At 61.3% G+C, this 16,951-nt stretch carries 15 protein-coding genes; 8 read left to right on the top strand and 7 right to left on the bottom strand.

What is annotated here, in order from left to right; translation table 11 throughout:
• Window positions 1-13 precede the first annotated feature (13 nt).
• From OXI69_03520 to OXI69_03530, 3 genes are all read right to left on the bottom strand, one after another.
• On the bottom strand, window positions 14-1,228 hold the full coding sequence (locus tag OXI69_03520; protein ID MDE2665199.1) for a type II secretion system F family protein: 1,215 nt from the start codon (window positions 1,226-1,228) through the stop codon (window positions 14-16).
• An 84-nt stretch (window positions 1,229-1,312) separates the two neighbouring features.
• Entirely contained in the window at window positions 1,313-1,978 is a 666-nt protein-coding gene (locus OXI69_03525; GenBank protein ID MDE2665200.1) for an outer membrane lipoprotein carrier protein LolA, read from the bottom strand.
• A gap of 129 nt (window positions 1,979-2,107) precedes the next feature.
• Window positions 2,108-2,806, bottom strand: coding sequence for a response regulator (locus OXI69_03530; protein ID MDE2665201.1), 699 nt, complete (start codon window positions 2,804-2,806; stop codon window positions 2,108-2,110).
• 202 nt (window positions 2,807-3,008) lie between these two features.
• Here OXI69_03530 and OXI69_03535 point away from each other — a divergent pair, with 202 nt between their 5' ends.
• From OXI69_03535 to OXI69_03545, 3 genes are read left to right on the top strand one after another with little or no spacing between them, the layout of a single operon-like run.
• On the top strand, window positions 3,009-3,689 hold the full coding sequence (locus OXI69_03535) for an aquaporin (GenBank protein MDE2665202.1): 681 nt from the start codon (window positions 3,009-3,011) through the stop codon (window positions 3,687-3,689).
• Complete coding sequence (locus OXI69_03540; GenBank protein MDE2665203.1) at window positions 3,686-4,102, top strand: arsenate reductase ArsC; 417 nt, start codon at window positions 3,686-3,688, stop codon at window positions 4,100-4,102. The genes OXI69_03535 and OXI69_03540 overlap by 4 nt, the downstream gene beginning before the upstream one ends.
• Before the next feature lie 49 nt (window positions 4,103-4,151).
• A complete protein-coding gene (locus OXI69_03545) occupies window positions 4,152-5,045 on the top strand; it encodes a site-2 protease family protein (protein MDE2665204.1) in 894 nt (297 codons plus the stop codon).
• Between the two features lie 382 nt (window positions 5,046-5,427).
• Here OXI69_03545 and OXI69_03550 read toward each other — a convergent pair whose 3' ends face one another.
• The 3 genes from OXI69_03550 to OXI69_03560 all read right to left on the bottom strand — a co-directional run bounded on the left by OXI69_03550 (window position 5,428) and on the right by OXI69_03560 (window position 9,125).
• Window positions 5,428-6,939 (bottom strand): hypothetical protein, encoded by a 1,512-nt coding sequence (locus OXI69_03550; protein MDE2665205.1) that lies wholly within the window; start codon window positions 6,937-6,939, stop codon window positions 5,428-5,430.
• A 158-nt stretch (window positions 6,940-7,097) separates the two neighbouring features.
• On the bottom strand, window positions 7,098-8,174 hold the full coding sequence (gene recA, locus OXI69_03555; GenBank protein ID MDE2665206.1) for a recombinase RecA: 1,077 nt from the start codon (window positions 8,172-8,174) through the stop codon (window positions 7,098-7,100).
• Window positions 8,175-8,243: 69 nt separating this feature from the next.
• A complete protein-coding gene (locus tag OXI69_03560) occupies window positions 8,244-9,125 on the bottom strand; it encodes a 3-hydroxyacyl-CoA dehydrogenase NAD-binding domain-containing protein (protein ID MDE2665207.1) in 882 nt (293 codons plus the stop codon).
• A gap of 189 nt (window positions 9,126-9,314) precedes the next feature.
• Here OXI69_03560 and OXI69_03565 point away from each other — a divergent pair, with 189 nt between their 5' ends.
• From OXI69_03565 to OXI69_03575, 3 genes are all read left to right on the top strand, one after another.
• Window positions 9,315-10,247 carry a VWA domain-containing protein gene (locus OXI69_03565; protein ID MDE2665208.1) on the top strand — a complete coding sequence of 311 codons (933 nt, stop codon included), beginning with the start codon at window positions 9,315-9,317 and terminating at the stop codon, window positions 10,245-10,247.
• On the top strand, window positions 10,231-11,103 hold the full coding sequence (locus OXI69_03570; protein MDE2665209.1) for a hypothetical protein: 873 nt from the start codon (window positions 10,231-10,233) through the stop codon (window positions 11,101-11,103). The genes OXI69_03565 and OXI69_03570 overlap by 17 nt, the downstream gene beginning before the upstream one ends.
• Window positions 11,104-11,192: 89 nt before the next feature.
• The gene (locus OXI69_03575; GenBank protein MDE2665210.1) at window positions 11,193-11,984 is read left to right on the top strand and encodes a type II CAAX endopeptidase family protein; all 792 of its coding nucleotides are present in this window, start codon (window positions 11,193-11,195) and stop codon (window positions 11,982-11,984) included.
• On the opposite strand, the gene OXI69_03580 is transcribed toward OXI69_03575, so the two are convergent.
• Complete coding sequence (locus tag OXI69_03580; GenBank protein MDE2665211.1) at window positions 11,981-13,327, bottom strand: TonB family protein; 1,347 nt, start codon at window positions 13,325-13,327, stop codon at window positions 11,981-11,983. The genes OXI69_03575 and OXI69_03580 overlap by 4 nt on opposite strands.
• A 339-nt stretch (window positions 13,328-13,666) precedes the next feature.
• Between OXI69_03580 and ileS the strand changes: the two genes are divergently transcribed.
• Together ileS and OXI69_03590 are read left to right on the top strand one after the other, a co-directional pair.
• The gene (gene ileS / locus OXI69_03585) at window positions 13,667-16,510 is read left to right on the top strand and encodes an isoleucine--tRNA ligase (GenBank protein ID MDE2665212.1); all 2,844 of its coding nucleotides are present in this window, start codon (window positions 13,667-13,669) and stop codon (window positions 16,508-16,510) included.
• A 79-nt stretch (window positions 16,511-16,589) separates the two neighbouring features.
• Window positions 16,590-16,951, top strand: a 362-nt coding sequence (locus OXI69_03590; GenBank protein ID MDE2665213.1) for a signal peptidase II, incomplete at its 3' end; no start/stop codon positions are given.

Raw genomic sequence — 16,951 nt, forward strand, 5'->3', positions numbered from 1 at the left:
GTTCTCTCCCTCTTCAGGCCACCAGACGGGACGACAGACTGAAAATGGGAAGGTAAAGGGCAATCAGAACGAAGGCCACGATAATGGCCAGAATCATGAGAAGGATCGGCTCGATATAGGTAAAGAGCTGGTTCAGGCGGGTGTTGACTTCCTCGTCATAGAAGTCGGCCACGTGGCCCAGCATTTCGCTCAGATTGCCGCTGGACTCGCCCACTTCAATCATTTCGATGGCCACTTCCGGCACCACGCCGCTGGGTTCCAGGCTCCTGGAAAGGGACTGGCCCTCCCTGACGGCCACTACGGCCCGGTTGATAGCCTGGGTCACCACCCGGTTGCCGGTCGAATCGGCCACGATCTCCAGCGAGCCGACCAGAGGCGTGCCCCCGGAAAGGAGGGTGGACAAGGTCCGGCTGAGCTGGGCAAAGAGAAACTTGCTCCAGACCTCGCCGATGACCGGCAGCTTCAGCTTGAGTCTGTCGATGTGGGACCGTCCTTGGATGCTTCGAGCCCACATGGTCAGGACAACCAGCAATACCCCCGAGACCAGCATCCCAGCGATGAGATGTCCCCGAATGGCCTGCGAGATGTCGACCAGCAGCACCGTCATGGCCGGCAGAGCGGCATCCATTCCCGCGTAGAACTGGGCAAACCGGGGAACCACCTCGGCCAGCAGGAAGGACACCAGGACCACCAGCAGGACCGCCAATATGGAAGGGTAGGTGAGCGCGGTCTTGATCTTGTTGCGGGTCGCGTTGACCGTCTTCTGATATTGAATGAAACGGGCGAGGACCTCCTCGAGCCCCCCGCTCTTTTCCCCGGCGAACAGCGAGGCAGTATAGACCCTGGGAAACATTCCCTGGGCTTCAAAGGCTTCGGAAAGCAGGGCACCGCCCTTGACCCGATCGCTGATATCCAGAAGTATGGTCCGAAACTGTTCGTCCTTCTCCCGCTGAGTCAGCAGTTCCAGCGACTTCAGAATCGGCAGTCCCGCCTGGATCAAGGCCAGGAACTGCTGGTTGAAAATGACGAACTCCCGGGACTTGATCTTCCGGCGCCCTGCCGACAGCGGTAGCAGGGTGGACAGGCTCTTGCCCTTTTCCCGCACCGAATAGACGAAGAACCCCTGATCCTCAAGGCGCCGCCTCAGCTCCGATTCGGAGACGGAGTTGTAGCTGGCGTTGACGACCCTTCCGCTGGGATCAGCCAGGCGACAGAAAAACTCGGCCAATTTGGGTTACCTCGATGCTTGGAGGAGAACACCCCAGCCGGTCGTCCGGAACGGGAATCCCCTCCCATCAGGGCGGCTCCCAGCCTAGGGGAGTCCGACCGCTTCCACATCCGCGGGCACCTGAAAGTCGAACATGGTCTTGCCCAGGCCCGCATTCTCGCGAATGTTGGTGAAGATAAAGTCGTTCCTGGCGCCGCCCCTTTCGATCAGAGCCACCCGCTGCAGCTGCATCCGACCCGGGTCGTATTCCATCAGAACCTCCGCCAGCGGACCGGCAGCCTTGCCCGGGGTGGCCGCCAGGACCCTGTTGCCGGCAAAAAAAGGCTTTTCCCTGGCCCATTCGATTCTGGAAAAATCACTCTTCAGGTTCCCCCCTCCCAACAGGAACAGAAAGGGGAGGCGCCGGTCCCGGCTGCGGCCGACGCGACTCTTCTGGACCTGCTTCCGATCGGGAAGATAAAAGTGAATGGTCTCACCGTCGGACAGAAACAACTTTTCCGCGGGTTCCCGATATTCCCACCGCATCAGACCGGGCCGGCGCAGGAATACCTGGCCTGATTCCGTCCTGGGCTGGCGTCCGGGCCATCCATAACTCTGCACGAAGTCCATCTGGAGATCTCGCATCCCGGAATACTTCCGCTGCAGGGCGGCGACGTCAGCCTCGATTCGAGGGTCGCCGGCCTCAAGCAGTCCCGGGAGGCAGGCCAGAAGAATCCCAACCGGAATCCACCCTTTGGTTCGTGGTGACATGGAGGCTCTATCTCCTCCGTAAAGTATACAAGTAAATCAGGTTTCCGGATCCCATTCTTAACTGGGGCGCCCCGGGGCCAGGCTCCGCACCGGCCTCGCCTCCACACCGTCAGGACAGGGGAATCGGGATCAGTCCAGCGGGTTTCGGAAACAGTAGCCAACCCCCCTGACCGTGTGAATGACGTCCCGGTACTCCCCCAGCTTCTTGCGTACGGCCCGTACGTGCACGTCTATGTTGCGGTCCACCACCGAGGCGTTCTCTCCAATGACCCGGCTCAGGAGCTGATCACGAGTGAACACCCTGCCCGGGTTGGTCGCCAGGAAATGGAGCAGCCGGAACTCGGTAGCCGTCAGATCCACCGGCCTCCGATCCAGCTGGACCTGGTGCCGCTCCCGGTCGATGAGCATGGGCCCACGAACCAGGGGTTGGGCGGACGCCTGCTCCTCCTGAAGCGGTCCCCGGCGCAATACCGCCCGGATTCTACCCAACAACTCCTTGGGGCTGAAGGGTTTGGTCAGGTAGTCGTCGGCTCCCAGGTCGAGCCCCATAAGAATGTCCCTCTCCTCTCCCTTGGCCGTCACCATGATGATTCGGACGTTCCGAGTCGCAGAATCGGACTTGAGCCGTTGGCAGACCTCGAGTCCGTCCAGTCCGGGCAGCATCAGATCCAGCAGGACCAGGTCCGGGAGGGTTTCCCGGACCAACTGAAGCGCCTTCTCCCCATCCGCAACCGCGGAGGATCGATATCCTTCCCGCTTGAGGTTGTATTCGATGACCTCGCGGATGTCGGCTTCGTCCTCAACGATGACGACCTTGTGCGGTTTCACCGGCGGTCTCCGCTACCACTCCATTCAAGGCGCCGGGACCGCAATACCCCGGAAGCCTGCCACGACGCCATTATAGGTTACTTCCCGGTAGTCGGGTGGCGCTGCCATTTTCCCGTGTCCGGGCTCCCCCGCAAAGGGTCTTCCCGAATCCATTGATTTTCGTTAGAGTTCAGGTGGTGAGAACAGGTGTGCGGGGCTAAGAATGGCGCGACGACTACTGGCTGAGTGCTTCGGAACCTTCGCCCTGGTATTCGCCGGAACCGGGGCGATCACCATCAACGAAGTGAGTGGGGGCATGGTCTCCCACGTGGGCGTTGCCCTGACCTTCGGGCTGGTGGTCCTGGCCACCATCTACGCCATCGGAAACGTCTCCGGCGCACACATCAATCCCGCGGTGACTCTGGGCTTCTGGTTTGCCGGGCGCCTGGAAAGAGGCTGGGTTCTTCCCTATATCCTGAGTCAGTGCCTGGGAGGTCTGCTGGCCAGCGGAACCCTCCGCCTGCTCTTCAGCGACCATCTCACCCTGGGCGCTACCCGGCCGGCGGGACCCGCCTTCCAGTCTTTCGTTCTGGAGATCATTCTCACCTGGTTTCTGATGTTCGTGATCCTGAGCGTGTCCTCGGGCTCCAAGGAAGAGGGACTCATGGCCGGTGTGGCCATTGGGTCGGTGATTGCCCTGGAAGCTCTCTTTGCCGGTCCGATCTCAGGAGCCTCCATGAATCCTGCCCGCTCCCTCGCCCCGGCTCTGGTGACCGGGCAGCTGAGCCATCTCTGGATCTACCTGACGGCTCCGGTCCTGGGAGCCCTGGCGGCGGTTGGAGCCTGTCGCTGTGTGCAGGACGAAGGATGCTGCGGCCCGACCCGAAAGGAGACCGCCTGTTGACAAGCGCCCCGCCGGCAGGGTCGGATGTAAAGCGGGTTCTCTTCGTGTGCATCGAGAACTCCAACCGCAGCCAGATGGCCGAGGCCTTTGCCCGCATCCACGGCCACGGCAGAGTCGAGGCCTACAGCGCCGGGTCGCGCCCCTCAGGCAGAATCAACCCTGCGGCCATCCAATCCATGGCGGAGTTGGGGTATGACCTCAGCAGCCACCGCTCCCAATCCCTGGATGAGATTCCTGCAACCGAATTCGCTGCCGCGGTGACCATGGGTTGCGGCGATTCCTGTTCGGCGCTAGCCGCCAGGAGGCGGGAGGACTGGGATATTCCCGACCCGAAATCAATGCCACCCGAGCAGTTCAGAGAGATTCGAGATCTCATTGAAACCAGGGTCAGAGACCTGCTGACCCGACTCTAGCATCCAAGGTCCCTGTTCCCCTATCGACGGCCCTTTCGCCTTTCGTCCCATGGTGGATGCACCAGCCAACTCCCTGCCCGCTCCTCCGGAAACGGTTCCACCGTCCGACGCTCCGGTCAGGAAGAGATTGTGGCTACCGCCGGCCCTGTTCGTTCTGACCCTGATGACCACCTCGGCGGTGGGCTCACTGGAATTCGGCCTTGCGGGAGGGATGCTCTACTCCGCCAGCCTGGTTCTGATCCTCCTCTGTCACGAGATGGGCCACTACCTCACGGCCCGCCACTACCGGGTTCCGGCCTCCCTTCCCTACTTCATTCCCGTTCCGCTGCCGCCCTTCGGGACCTTCGGAGCCGTGATCAAGATGGGGGGACGCATTCCCGACCGCAAGGCGCTGTTCGACATCGCCATCATGGGACCTGCAATGGGTCTGATCGTGGCCCTTCCCCTGGCCGTGCTGGGCATTGCCGGCTCCACCGTTACCACTCTCGATTCCATGCCCGCGGGAGAGACCCTGCTGGGCCCCTCGTTCCTCTTTGCTTTCCTGATCGAATGGATCCACGGACCGCTGAATGCAGGTAGCGGCCTCCAGCTTCATCCGGTGGCCACGGCCGGCTGGGCCGGACTGTTCGTCACGGCTCTCAATCTCCTGCCACTGGGTCAGCTGGACGGAGGGCACATTCTCCATGCCCTGTTTCCCCGCAGCAGCGAGCTCCTTTACCGATTGGTTGCCATAGCCTTCGCCCTTTTCGCCATTCTGGTTCACCCGCCGTGGCTTCTCCTCTTGTTGGTCGTCTATCTGATGACCCGGCTTCGCCATCCGCCGACGATGTACGAACACCTGCCCATCGGGCCTCGCCGCTTTGCGTTGGGCCTGCTGGCCATTCTCTTCCTGATCTTCTCGTTTCCGCCCATCCCCATTTCCATGTTGGCGCCAGCGCCCTGACGCACGGGGGCCGAAGCGGCATTTGTCGCTTCGGGGTCTTGGGAAAGCCGGGTTGAGGCTGGGGTGGTTCTGGAGCGGGTGTGCGTTCCCGAAGGGCGCCCCTGACCCGCCGCTACGCTGCCCTATAAGGATGGCTTGTAGCAAGGGTTTCCGTGGTCTACCTACGCCAACCGCGGCTTGGCCGCTCTCACCAAATCCACGACACTGGTAGGAGGCAAGGTTTTCTGTTGGGATCTTTTCAGGCGGTGGGCCGGGGAGGCCAATCCATTGCAATCGAGGAATCAACTATTCATCTATGGATCTCTTCGTGGCCCTTCGTCGTCCTTCGTGATTCTTCGTGGATGTCTCTTTTCCCTGCTGGTGGATTTGAGGCCCCGCCACGCTACTCCTTGAAGGCGAACGAGTAGAGTTTGGCCTGATCCAACACGAATTTCAGCGCCACCGACCGGCCCTCCAGATCGGCCAGGGAGCCGGGGGGCTCGGCCATCACTTCCCCGTCCGTCACCTCTCCACTCAGGGGCTTCGCCTCCGCCAGAGTCTCTCCCTGATCGTCCAGGACCGTTACCCGTACAGAACCGCCGGCAGCGTCCGCGGTCAGGTGCAAGCGGCCGCGCCAGGTCAGCGGCTGGGTGACCACCACTCCCCTCCGATTGGGGTCGACGGGCACATAACCCGCCCACCCGTCCGGCCGCAGGGTGGCCAGGCAGAGAAAACCATCCCGCCAATAGCGATGATGTCCGTTGGAACCGGCATAGTAGATGCGGATTCGGTCTCCCATCACCAAGGGTGCGTCGGCGGCATACACGCACCCCCAGTCGTACCGGCCCTTCACCGTGGCATTGGGGATGAAGGGAGTTCCCGGGTTGATCCGCTCCCAACGAACGGTGTCGGGGCTCCAGGCCAGCTCGCAATGGACCCGCTCCTCGCTCAATCGAATAATCATGAGCAGGCCCAGATAGACATCCTCATAGCGAAAGAAGGGCATGGCATAGGTTTGATTCTCGGGATCTCCGCGTAGGACCTCCACCGCCTTGCTCCATTGCAGAAAGTCGGCGCTCTCGGTTCGGCCCACCACTCGCTGGCCGGCGGGATGGCGGAAAAAGGGCTTGCCGCGGTGAATTCGGGTCATGGTGACATACTTCTCCAGTTCGGGGACCCAACGAGTGCTGTTGTGGGTGTCGGCATGGGCCTCGATCTCGGGGACGGGGAAGGACTCGCCCCAACGCAGGCCGTCCGCGGAAAACCGCACCGCCGGGCGTGATTGCCACTCCTTGATCCAAATTCCTCCCTCGAACATCTTGTAGCGCCGCTCCGGCTGCGGATCGTGAGGGTCGATCAGGATGCCGCCGCCATGCGACCCACGCAGCAGCAGGTTGTTGGCCTTGCTGCCCTGATACTCAACCAGGTTCAACTCGGGCTTGGTCCAGGTCAGACCGTCCTCGCTGGTGGCGTAACAGAGACCGAACTCCCGGTCATAGGGAAGGTAGGGCACCTTGCCCTGCCGGTTCGGGGAATCTTTGGGGGCAAACGGGTTCAGGTCCCTTGAGTCTCGGGGGGTCTTGGTGACCAGAGGGTCTGCGATGAAGGGATTGTACCAGCAGCGGTAGAGCTTGCGGTCCCGGTCATAGACGATGTTGGGGTAGAGGTTGTCGAAGCGGGGCTCCCAGGGCTTGTCCTCCTTCATCAGAGGATTGGCCTCGTGCTTCTTGACGGCTCCGATCTCCAGGCGGACATTCTGGTCTTGCGCCACCACCCGGTCGTCCAGGAGCAGGTGGCGGGAATGCTCACCGGCCTCCTTGACCCGCAGGCAGGCGGAGAGCTGGGCCAGCAACCCGGAGCTGATCAACAGCCCTACGGCGATGGGAACTCGGTTTCGGAGAATAGCGGGATTCATTTGGGACTCCATGGTCGGAAATTTACCAGGAGATTAACAAGTACGCACTGTAGGTTAGGGACGCAACAGGACGGATGGTCCGGGGAAACCCTCAAACGGGTGCTGCAGCTTGCATGCGGACGGGTTGGCTCTCCGAATGGCCGTGCATCGATACCGGGTCAGCGCCTGCCCGGCGTCGATCTTGAAGGTGTCCGCTCCGCCGCGGCGGGCTGGCCGTTGCCGGCTGAGGTAGCCGCGGGGATATGCAGCGCCTGGCGGAGCGCCTCTTCCAGCTGGGTTCGGACTTCGCCGTGGTCTTTCAGGAACTGGCGTGCGTTGTCGCGGCCCTGGCCCATGCGCTCTCCCTGGATCGAGTACCAGGCGCCGCTTTTTTCGATGAGGCCCTGGTGCACGCCCAGGTCCAGCAGGTCCCCTTCCTTGGAAATGCCGAGGCCATAGATGATATCGAACTCTGCGTCCCGAAAGGGAGGAGCCACCTTGTTCTTGACGACCTTGACCTTGGTTCGGCTGCCCTTGACGGTGTCCCCGTCCCGAATAGCGCCAACCCGCCGCACATCCACCCGAACCGAGGCATAGAACTTCAGGGCCCTCCCACCGGTGGTGGTTTCCGGATTGCCGAACATGACCCCGATCTTCTCCCGAATCTGGTTGATGAAGATCAGACAGGTCTTGGATTTGGCAACAATGCCGGTCAACTTGCGCAGCGCCTGGGACATGAGCCTGGCCTGCAGCCCCATGTGGGAGTCTCCCATTTCACCCGACAACTCGGCTCTGGGCACCAGGGCGGCCACCGAATCGACCACGCAAACATCCAAAGCACCACTGCGCACCAGCATTTCAGCGATCTCGAGCGCCTGTTCTCCGTTGTCCGGCTGGGAAACCAGCAGGTTCTCCACGTCCACGCCAAGCTTGCGAGCATAGGCGGCGTCCAGTGCATGCTCCGCATCCACGAACGCGGCCATGCCCCCATTTTTCTGAGCCTCGGCGATCACGTGAAGGGCCAGCGTTGTCTTGCCGCTGGATTCGGGACCGAAGATCTCGATCACCCGTCCCCGAGGCATGCCGCCGACGCCCAGCGCGGCGTCGAAGGACAGGGACCCGGTGGCGATCACACCGATGTTGGCCACGGTTGCGCGGCTGCCCAGGCGCATGATCGATCCCTTGCCGAATTGCTTTTCGATCTGAGACAGCGCCAGATCGATCGCCTTGCTGCGCTCTCCGCTTGCGTCACTCATGGATTCCCTCCTGTTTGCCATTTTTTTCAACCATATCAATGATTTAGGTCCCGCAATGGCCAGGAGGGCTCACGAGTCCTCCGGGACTCGCCGGCCATAGCGATAGAACCCCCGTCCCGTCTTGCGCCCCAGGTGTCCAGCCGTCACCATGCTTTGCAGCAAGGGACAGGGCCGATACTTGGTGTCCCTGAAACCGTCGTAGAGAGTTTCCATGATATCCAGACAAACATCAAGCCCAATCAGGTCGGCCAGAGCCAGCGGACCCATGGGATGTTTCATCCCCAACTTCATGATCGCATCCACGTTCTCCGCCGTCCCCACACCCTCGTGGACACAGAAGACGGCTTCATTGATCATGGGCATCAGGACACGATTGGAAACGAAGCCCGGAGAATCGTTCACCTCTACCGGTGTCTTGCCCAGCCCCTTGACGATCCGGTGGATGGCCGAAAGCGTTTCCCCGGAGGTTCCCGGACCGCGCACGACCTCCACCAGATCCATCACCGGCACGGGGTTCATGAAATGCATCCCCACGGTCTCTCCAGGGCGACTGGAGGCGGAAGCCAATCGGGCGATGGAAATGGACGAAGTGTTGGAGGCCAGGATGGCCCCGGGGCGACAGAACCGGTTGAGTTGGGCAAAGACTTCCCGCTTGAGCGGGAGACTCTCGCTGACGGCTTCAACCACCAGGTTCACCGAAGCCATCGGACTCAGTTCAGAGGCCGACTCAATCCTGCCGAGCGCCTCTATCCTTTGGGCGGGCGCCAGCCGGGACTTCCTGACTTCTCGATCCAGCCCCCGGGAGATCGCGTCCATGGCGGAGGACAACTGGTTCGGCGCCGGGTCGCTCAGCACCACCTGCCACCCTCGATGGGCAAAGACCTGGGCGATTCCCCGCCCCATGGTTCCGGCTCCCGCAATGCCCACTCGACGCAGAGGTTGATTTCCCATCGACCGTTTCCTGGAAAATGAAAGAAATAGAGAGGACCGTCCACGACGGAGAGCAGTCGATCCCCTGTTGGCCGCTCTGCAGGGGGACCACAGGGACGGAGCGGTTCATTCCGGCCCCCAAGTTTACCCTGGGGTCGGATCTCTCCTATAATTCTAGTGACGCAGCGACCGATTGAGACCGGCAATATAGTGAAACTGAAATTCAATCTGCAATTGGTGGCGACGGTCCTGGGCCTGGCTTTCCTGTGGATACCGGCTTCTCCCACCCCGGAGCCCAATCCGCAGCAGGAACAGACCACCCTGCGAGTCGACGTGGACCTGGTCAACGTCCTGTGCACCGTTCAAACCGGGAAGGGCCAATTCGTTACCGACCTGAAGCGACAGGATTTCAGGATCGAAGAAGATGGCGTGGCTCAGTCCGTCACCCATTTTGCCAAGGAGGTCAACCTGCCCCTCACCCTGGGCATCCTTGTCGACACTAGTCCCAGCGTCCAGGACATCCTGCCCCTGGAGCAGCGAGCGGCCGTCGAGTTTCTGAGGACGGTCCTGAAAAAGAACGACCTGGCCATGATCATCAACTTCGATCGCAGCGTCTCCCTGATTCAGGACTTCACCAACAGCCTGAGCTTGCTGGAAAAGGCTGTCGGCCTGCTGGCCATCGGCGGTGGCACTTCCCTGCACGATGCCGTCTTTCTGGCCTGTGACGAAAAGCTGAGTCATGAGTCGGGCCGAAAGGCGATCGTGCTGATCAGCGATGGAGGAGACACCACCAGCAAGTTGAAAATTCGTGAGGCCATCGAGTCTGCGCAGCGGGCCGACACGGTAATCTATGCCATCTCCAACCAGATCGGAGGATTCTACAGGAGGGCCTACGGCAACTCCGGGGCACTCAAGAAGTACGCCCGCGCGACCGGCGGAACGGCATTCTTCCCCAACAGACCACAGAAGTTCAGACGCGCCTTCCAGGCCATCGAGACGGAGTTGCGCAGCCAGTACCTGCTGAGTTACCAGTCTTCCAACGGAAAGCGGGATGGAAGCTATCGCTCCATCAAGGTGAAGCTTCCCAACAGGAAAGGCTTAAGGGTCAAGGCCAGAAAGGGATATTATGCGCGGTCCAGCTAGTTCCGGCCCCTCGCCATCCGCCGACACCTTGCCTGGAGGGGCCCACCCTCTTCCGCTACCGGCGCTTCTGATCGGCTTGATTCTGATCGCATCCCCTCCTGATCAGCCAAAAGCCCTCTTAGCCGACGACGGCGACAGGACAGGGCCGGCAGTCAGCCAGGGCCAGGCCCTGGTCGAAAGATCCCTGCGGGCCTACGGTGGTGAAGCCAGGATTCTTTCTCTCAACTCTTTCGTTTTCGCATACCGCATAGAGTCCCCCTCTCAGCCGGATTCGAAATCCCTTTCCGCCAGAGTCTACTTCAACGATTCCGACCAGTTCCGATCCGAGGTCCAGGACGGCGACCTTAAGGTGGTAACGGTCCTCAGCAAGAACCGCGGTTGGGTCGAAGTGGCCGGAACCATGCTGTCCCGACCTGTCAAGCAGTTGTCGCCTCTCAGGAACGAGACCCTCTCTCTGCTGCGCCCCGATTTGCTGCTGCTGATCTTCTCAAGGTACCGCTACAGCACTCGCATTACGGAGGAGGGACAATCCCTGGAACAACTGGAGGTCACCGGATTGTTGGACGGCGAGTACATTCGGGGCAGACTCTCCATCAACCTGGATACCGGGCTGATCGAAAGGTACCAGTACGAGACTGAACGGGCAACCAGGAGCGGCACAGGGATCTTCCGGGGAGAAGTACGTTATCTGGATTACGCCGAGATCTACGGACTCCAGTCCCCCAGGAAAGTCCTTTCCCGAAAGACGGGAGTCACCTCACAAATCACCGTTACGGGCGCCTCCCTGGGCCAGCCCATAGACCCGAACCTGTTCCGAGAAAAAGAGTCCCCTTCCAAATCGGCAGGAGAGCCATAGCCCGCATCGGACCGTTTCAGCCGTAGATAGGAGTGACAAGCGGACCGCCGTCCCAAACGACGGGGCAACTGATTCTGGACGAGGCAGGAGTGATTCAACTAAGACGATTGCGATCGGCTCCCGCCGAGGTGCGCGTCGGCCTGGTATTCCTGTGGGTATTGACGGTCTCAGCCTGGCTGGCTCCCCGAGAACCTTCCGAAGCCGCCAGAGTCCAGGCGGTGGCCTTGCAGTTCCTGATCGTAGCCGGGACGCCGCTGCTTTTCGGGAGACTGGCCGGCTTCAGTTGGGAGGCCCTCTTCAAGCTGAGGCCGGTATCCCTCTACCAGGCAGGTCTTGCCATTCTATTGGGACTCTGCCTGGTGCCATGGCTGGAAGCGGCTCACTATTTCCAGGGGCAGTTGGGCGGCGATACGGCACAAATCCAGCAAGGGGTCCAAGGCTGGCTACAGGGCTCGCACCCGGTCTGGATTCTGCTGACGATGGCCCTGGTTCCAGCCGTTTGCGAGGAACTGCTCTTTCGCGGTTTCGTTCTCAATCAACTTCTCGGACCCGAAACCCGGGCCCGGGCAATTCTGGTCTCCGCGGTACTCTTCGGCATTTTTCACCGGCATCTGCTCCTGATCCTGCCGGCCTTCCTGGCGGGCATCCTGTTCGCTGTCATGGTCCAGCGCAGCCGGAGCCTGGTGCCCGCCATCCTGGCTCATTTCACCGTCAACGCCAGTGCCGTGGCTCTGTCCAACTGGCAAGTCGCCGACTCAGTGGACTGGTTGGTCGGAAAGGGGCCCGTCCCAGCAGCGGTGCTGGCGGCTTCGGGGATCGGATTGTTTGTCTTTGGGGGGTTGCTGAGGAAACGACAGGGGGTTAGCGCGACAGAAGGCTAGCGCAGAGAGAAATTGACCTCGATATTCAAGGCCACGTCGACCGGTTTTCCTCCCTTCATCCCGGGGCGGAACCTCCACGCCTTGAGAGCCCGGATGGCATTCTCGTCCAAGCCCAGTCCCAGACTGCGGATCACCTTCAGGATCTCGATGCTTCCATCCTTGCGAACGATGGCCGACAGAACCACCACACCCTGGTACTTGGCCTTTCTGGCCTCTTCAGAGTAGACGGGCTCGATTCGGCTCAGCACGGTGGGAGGAGTCACACCGCCACCGACCCGGTAGACACCCCCGCCGATGCCGCCGCCCTTGCCCGGTCCCACCCCGGCGCCCTCTCCCGGTCCGACACCCGTTCCGGTACCGGTGCCGATGCCGCCGCCGCTTCCCGGTCCCGGCGAAGGCGGGCCCGGAATGCCCAGGGGGTCTCCGTAGTCAGGCAGGTTGATGGCGGGCAACTGGGCCAGTTGAGGAACGATTACGGTCGGTTCCACCGGCAACAGGGGCCTCGGATTGCGAACCTTGGGCGTCGGCGGAGTCAACTGCTTGTCGGACGGCTTGGGAAGCCGTCCCTTGGAAGGAGGCTTGGGGGCTTTCAACCCGCCTCCACCCCCGCCGCCGGAGGGCCCAAGCCTCGGGGCAATCAGCCTGGTCGTGGACATGAAGTAAAGCTCGGTTTCGTTGGCTGCCAACGGGGCGTCCTTGATCAGCAGGAGGGGCACGAAAAGAATGGCCGCCACGAAGAGACACTGCACCGCAACCGAAAGCACAAACGACGTGGAGCGGATCTTGTAGTCCTGAAAGAGCTCCTGAACCTCCACCGGCTGGGCGGTCACCTCGATCTCGGGCCGCTCTTCCCTGACGAATATCCCCTTGATTCCCGAAAAAATGGCGCGGTACCAGGGAATTTCCTCCACCAGAAGGTGGGTGGCCACCGGCTGTGCCGTGATTCGGTAGTCCTTTGCCTCCTTGCCGAAATAGGACTTGAGGTTGGACCAGAAACCGGAAAGCAGAGCCCGGTCTTCGACCATCAGGTTGGCTTCCACCGGCCGAGCGGTGATGTCATACTGTTTTTCCTCATGCACAAACAGTGAAGCCAGGTTGCTGAAAAAGGTCCGGTACCCGGGCTGCAAGGTTGTCGCCATCTTGAAGGGAGCCGCCGCAACCGGCGCCGGACTCTCCGAACCTGCACTCAGGGACGACAGGCGCGACAAATCGCTTCGGGCCTGGGCCAATTCAGCTTCCAGGCGCCGGATCTGCTGTTGGTCAACGGGCGATTGCCCCCTGGCCTCGTCCAAGGCAGCTTCCAGAAACTCGACCAAGCCCTTTTGTTCCTCGAGTGGATTCATGGTTGCTCTTTCATTCCTGGCGGACATTTCGTCGCCACCCCTTCTCTGACGACGCGAGGGAATGAGCTCCGCATTCGGCGGACCCAACGCGTTTGCGATGGCCCAATCGCGGTTCCCGGGGCCCTCTCCGGCGGCAAGCCCTCAGAAAAATACTATCATAATCCCTGCTCCAGTCACGCCAAATTTGACGGCCCGCCGACGGCTGAGGTTGTTTCTCCCCTCCCATGGGAGGCCAATCCGGTCCCGTGGACAATGGCAGAGGATTTTGTCTATAATTCCGCGTTTTTTGTTGGCCTTAGCGAGCCCCGCCGCAGGAGTCCCCCCTCCGGATTCATCGCCATGAAACTGAAGGACACCATCAATCTGCCTCGAACCGGCTTTCCGATGAAGGCCAGTCTCCCCAACCTGGAGCCCCGCATACTGCAACGCTGGGAACAACTGCAACTGTACAGGAAGATTCGTGACCTCAGGGCCGGAAGCCCGGTGTTCCTTCTGCACGACGGGCCTCCATACGCCAATGGGAACATCCATATCGGACACGCCGAAAACAAGATTCTCAAGGACTTCATCGTCAAGTCGAGAACCATGGCGGGTTTCAACGCGCCCTACATCCCCGGATGGGATTGCCACGGACTGCCGATCGAGATCAAGGTCGACCAGGTGCTCGGCAGGAAAAAGGCCGGCATGACCCGTGTCCAGATTCGTCGGGAGTGCCGGGAGTACGCCGGCAAGTTCGTGGAACTGCAGAAACGGGAGTTCATTCGACTGGGCATCCTGGGGGATTGGAATGCACCCTATCTCACCATGAGCCACCGCTACGAGGCTGCCATCGCCCGCACCTTCGGCCAATTCGTGAGAGAGGGATATGTCTACAAGGGACTTAAACCCGTCCACTGGTGCTGCTCCTGCCGGACTGCTCTGGCGGAAGCCGAGGTCGAATACGAGGACCACACCAGCCCCTCCATCTACGTCAAGTTTCCCTTGAAGTCGGATCCCTCCCTGCTGGATCCGGCCCTGAGAGGCAGGAAGGTGTCGGTGGTGATCTGGACGACCACCCCCTGGACACTGCCGGCCAACCTGGCCATTGCATTCAACGCCAATCTGGAGTATTCGGCCGTAGAGGTAGGGGACGAGGTCTATCTGATCGCCTCCGAACTGGTGGCAGCCACGGCCGCGGGCTGCGGATTCAAGCCCGGGAAGACCCTGGCCACCATGGAGGGCAGGAAGCTGGCCGCCCTCGAGACCCAACATCCCTTCCTGGACCGCCTCTCGCCGGGTCTGCTGGGCGAGCACGTCACCCTCGAGCAGGGAACGGGATGCGTGCACACGGCTCCCGGACACGGCCATGAAGACTATGCCCTGGGGAAAGCCCACGGTCTGGATATCTACTGTCCGGTAGATGGTGGAGGGAGATTCGTGGCCGGCACTCGCCACGTAGAGGGCATGCGCGTCTTCGATGCCAACCAAACGGTCCTGCAACTGCTCCGCGATCGAGAAGCCTTGCTGGCGGCCGAGACTATTTCTCACTCCTACCCGCACTGCTGGCGCTGCCACAAGCCGGTCATCTTCCGCGCCACGCCCCAGTGGTTCATCTCCATGGAACACCGAAACCTCAGGGGCAAATCCCTGGAGGCCATCCAGGGAGTCCGCTGGATCCCGGAATGGGGGCAGGAGCGCATCTCCGGCATGATTGCCAACCGTCCCGACTGGTGCGTCTCGCGGCAACGGGTCTGGGGAGTTCCCATTACCGCCTTCTATTGCGATGGCTGCCAGGAGCCGCTGCTGGAGCCTGAAGCCATTGACCGCGTGGTCGCCATCTTCGAGGAGGAGGGGGCGGACGCCTGGTTCAGCCGTCCCGTCGATGATTTCTTGCCCAAGGGCATCCGCTGCCGAGGGTGCGGGGGAAACCGTTTTAGCAAGGAATCCGACATTCTGGACGTCTGGTTCGACTCAGGGGCCAGCCAGGCGGCAGTGCTGGGCCACCAACCCGATGTTCCCTGGCCGGCCGATATGTACCTGGAAGGAAGCGACCAGTACCGGGGCTGGTTCCACAGTTCCCTGCTGATCGGTGTGGCCACCAGCCAGGGTGCTCCCTACCGGCAGGTCCTCACCCACGGATGGACGCTGGATGCCGAGGGACGGGCCATGTCCAAATCGCGGGGCAATGTGATCGAGCCGCAAAAGATCGTCAGGAGGGACGGCGCCGAGATCCTGCGCCTCTGGGTGGCTGCCAGCGACTGCAGGGAGGACATTCGGATCTCTCCCGATCAGATTCGGCGTCTTTCCGACGGCTACCGCAAGTTCCGCAACACAGCTCGTTTCATGCTGGGCAATCTCTCGGATTTCTCTCCCGCGGAGCATTCGGTGGCCACCGCGGACCTGGAGGAACTGGACCAGTGGGCCCTGGTACGGACCAGCCGGCTTCTGGAGAAGGTTTACGCCTGGTACGAAGCATACGAATTCCATCGGATCTACCATCGGGTCTACGATTTCCTGACTGTCGACCTGAGCTCCTTCTACTTCGACGTCCTCAAGGATCGACTCTATACGGCTGCACCCGATGCGCATCCGCGGCGATCGGCGCAGACCGTCCTCTACCTAATCCTGGAAGCGTTGACCCGGGCACTGGCTCCAATCTACAGCTTCACCTGCGAGGAAATCTGGGAGCACCTGTCATCCAAGGCCGACAGACCGGCAAGCGTGCACATGGCGCGCTTTTTGCCCGCCGACAGCCTGATTGAAGGACTGTCCTCCCAAACGATGAAGCGGCTGGACAATTGGGACCTGCTCATCCGGGTTCGCTCCACCGTGCTGAAGGTCCTGGAGGAGGCTCGCCAGGCCAAGTTCATCGGGAATTCCCTGGAAGCCAAGGTCACCCTGGCCGGGGACGATGGCTTCGCTCCGATCCTGAAGAGCTACGAAGCGATGCTGCCGGCGCTGCTCATCGTGTCGCAGGTGGAGTTGGGCGCCGCATCCGGAGAGACACCCTTTTTCGGGGAAGCGGATGGACTCCGGGCCTCGGTGAGCCGGGCCGAGGGGAAAAAATGCGAGCGCTGCTGGATGTACTCCACCGATGTCGGAAGCGATCCCGATTTCCCGGGAGTTTGCACGAGGTGCGCCTCCACCCTCAAGGAACTCGGTGTTACGCCCGACCAACTGGACCCGGGCACGGCAAAATCCTGACCGACCGCCGGCTGCCTGGTGTCCGGTCTCAGAAATCGAGTTGCCATCTCAACCACCGCTCAATCGGTGACCCCGCTTCATGAAACGGCTTCTTTACTTCGTGATTGCCCTCGGCGTGTTTCTGAGCGACCGCCTGACCAAGTGGCTGATTGAAGAGGATCTGGGGCTCTACGAGTTCAAGATCGTCATCCCCGGGTTTCTCGAGCTCACCCACACCCGAAACACGGGCATGGCCTTCGGCATCCTCAGCGACTCGGCTTCGCCCTGGGTCCCCGTTGCGCTGGCAACCGTCTCCACTCTGGCCTTCCTCCTCATCCTGGGATTCGCCCTGCGCAACCCCGTCACCCGCGGCCGGCTGCAGTGGGGGCTGATGCTGATTCTGGGGGGCGCCGCCGGCAATCTCCACGACCGCCTCACATACGGCTACGTAACCGACTTCAT

This window comes from Acidobacteriota bacterium, from assembly GCA_028875575.1.
Classification (GTDB): Bacteria; Acidobacteriota; Terriglobia; order Versatilivoradales; family Versatilivoraceae; genus Versatilivorator.

Bases quoted from the DNA above. Each gene is read 5' to 3' on its own strand.
- OXI69_03525 (MDE2665200.1), bottom strand. From the start codon at position 1,978: ATGTCACCACGAACCAAAGGGTGGATTCCGGTTGGGATTCTTCTGGCC.
- OXI69_03535 (MDE2665202.1), top strand. From the start codon at position 3,009: ATGGCGCGACGACTACTGGCTGAGTGCTTCGGAACCTTCGCCCTGGTA.
- OXI69_03545 (MDE2665204.1), top strand. From the start codon at position 4,152: ATGGTGGATGCACCAGCCAACTCCCTGCCCGCTCCTCCGGAAACGGTT.
- OXI69_03550 (MDE2665205.1), bottom strand. From the start codon at position 6,939: ATGAATCCCGCTATTCTCCGAAACCGAGTTCCCATCGCCGTAGGGCTG.
- recA (MDE2665206.1), bottom strand. From the start codon at position 8,174: ATGAGTGACGCAAGCGGAGAGCGCAGCAAGGCGATCGATCTGGCGCTG.
- OXI69_03560 (MDE2665207.1), bottom strand. From the start codon at position 9,125: ATGGGAAATCAACCTCTGCGTCGAGTGGGCATTGCGGGAGCCGGAACC.
- OXI69_03570 (MDE2665209.1), top strand. From the start codon at position 10,231: ATGCGCGGTCCAGCTAGTTCCGGCCCCTCGCCATCCGCCGACACCTTG.
- OXI69_03580 (MDE2665211.1), bottom strand. From the start codon at position 13,327: ATGAATCCACTCGAGGAACAAAAGGGCTTGGTCGAGTTTCTGGAAGCT.
- ileS (MDE2665212.1), top strand. From the start codon at position 13,667: ATGAAACTGAAGGACACCATCAATCTGCCTCGAACCGGCTTTCCGATG.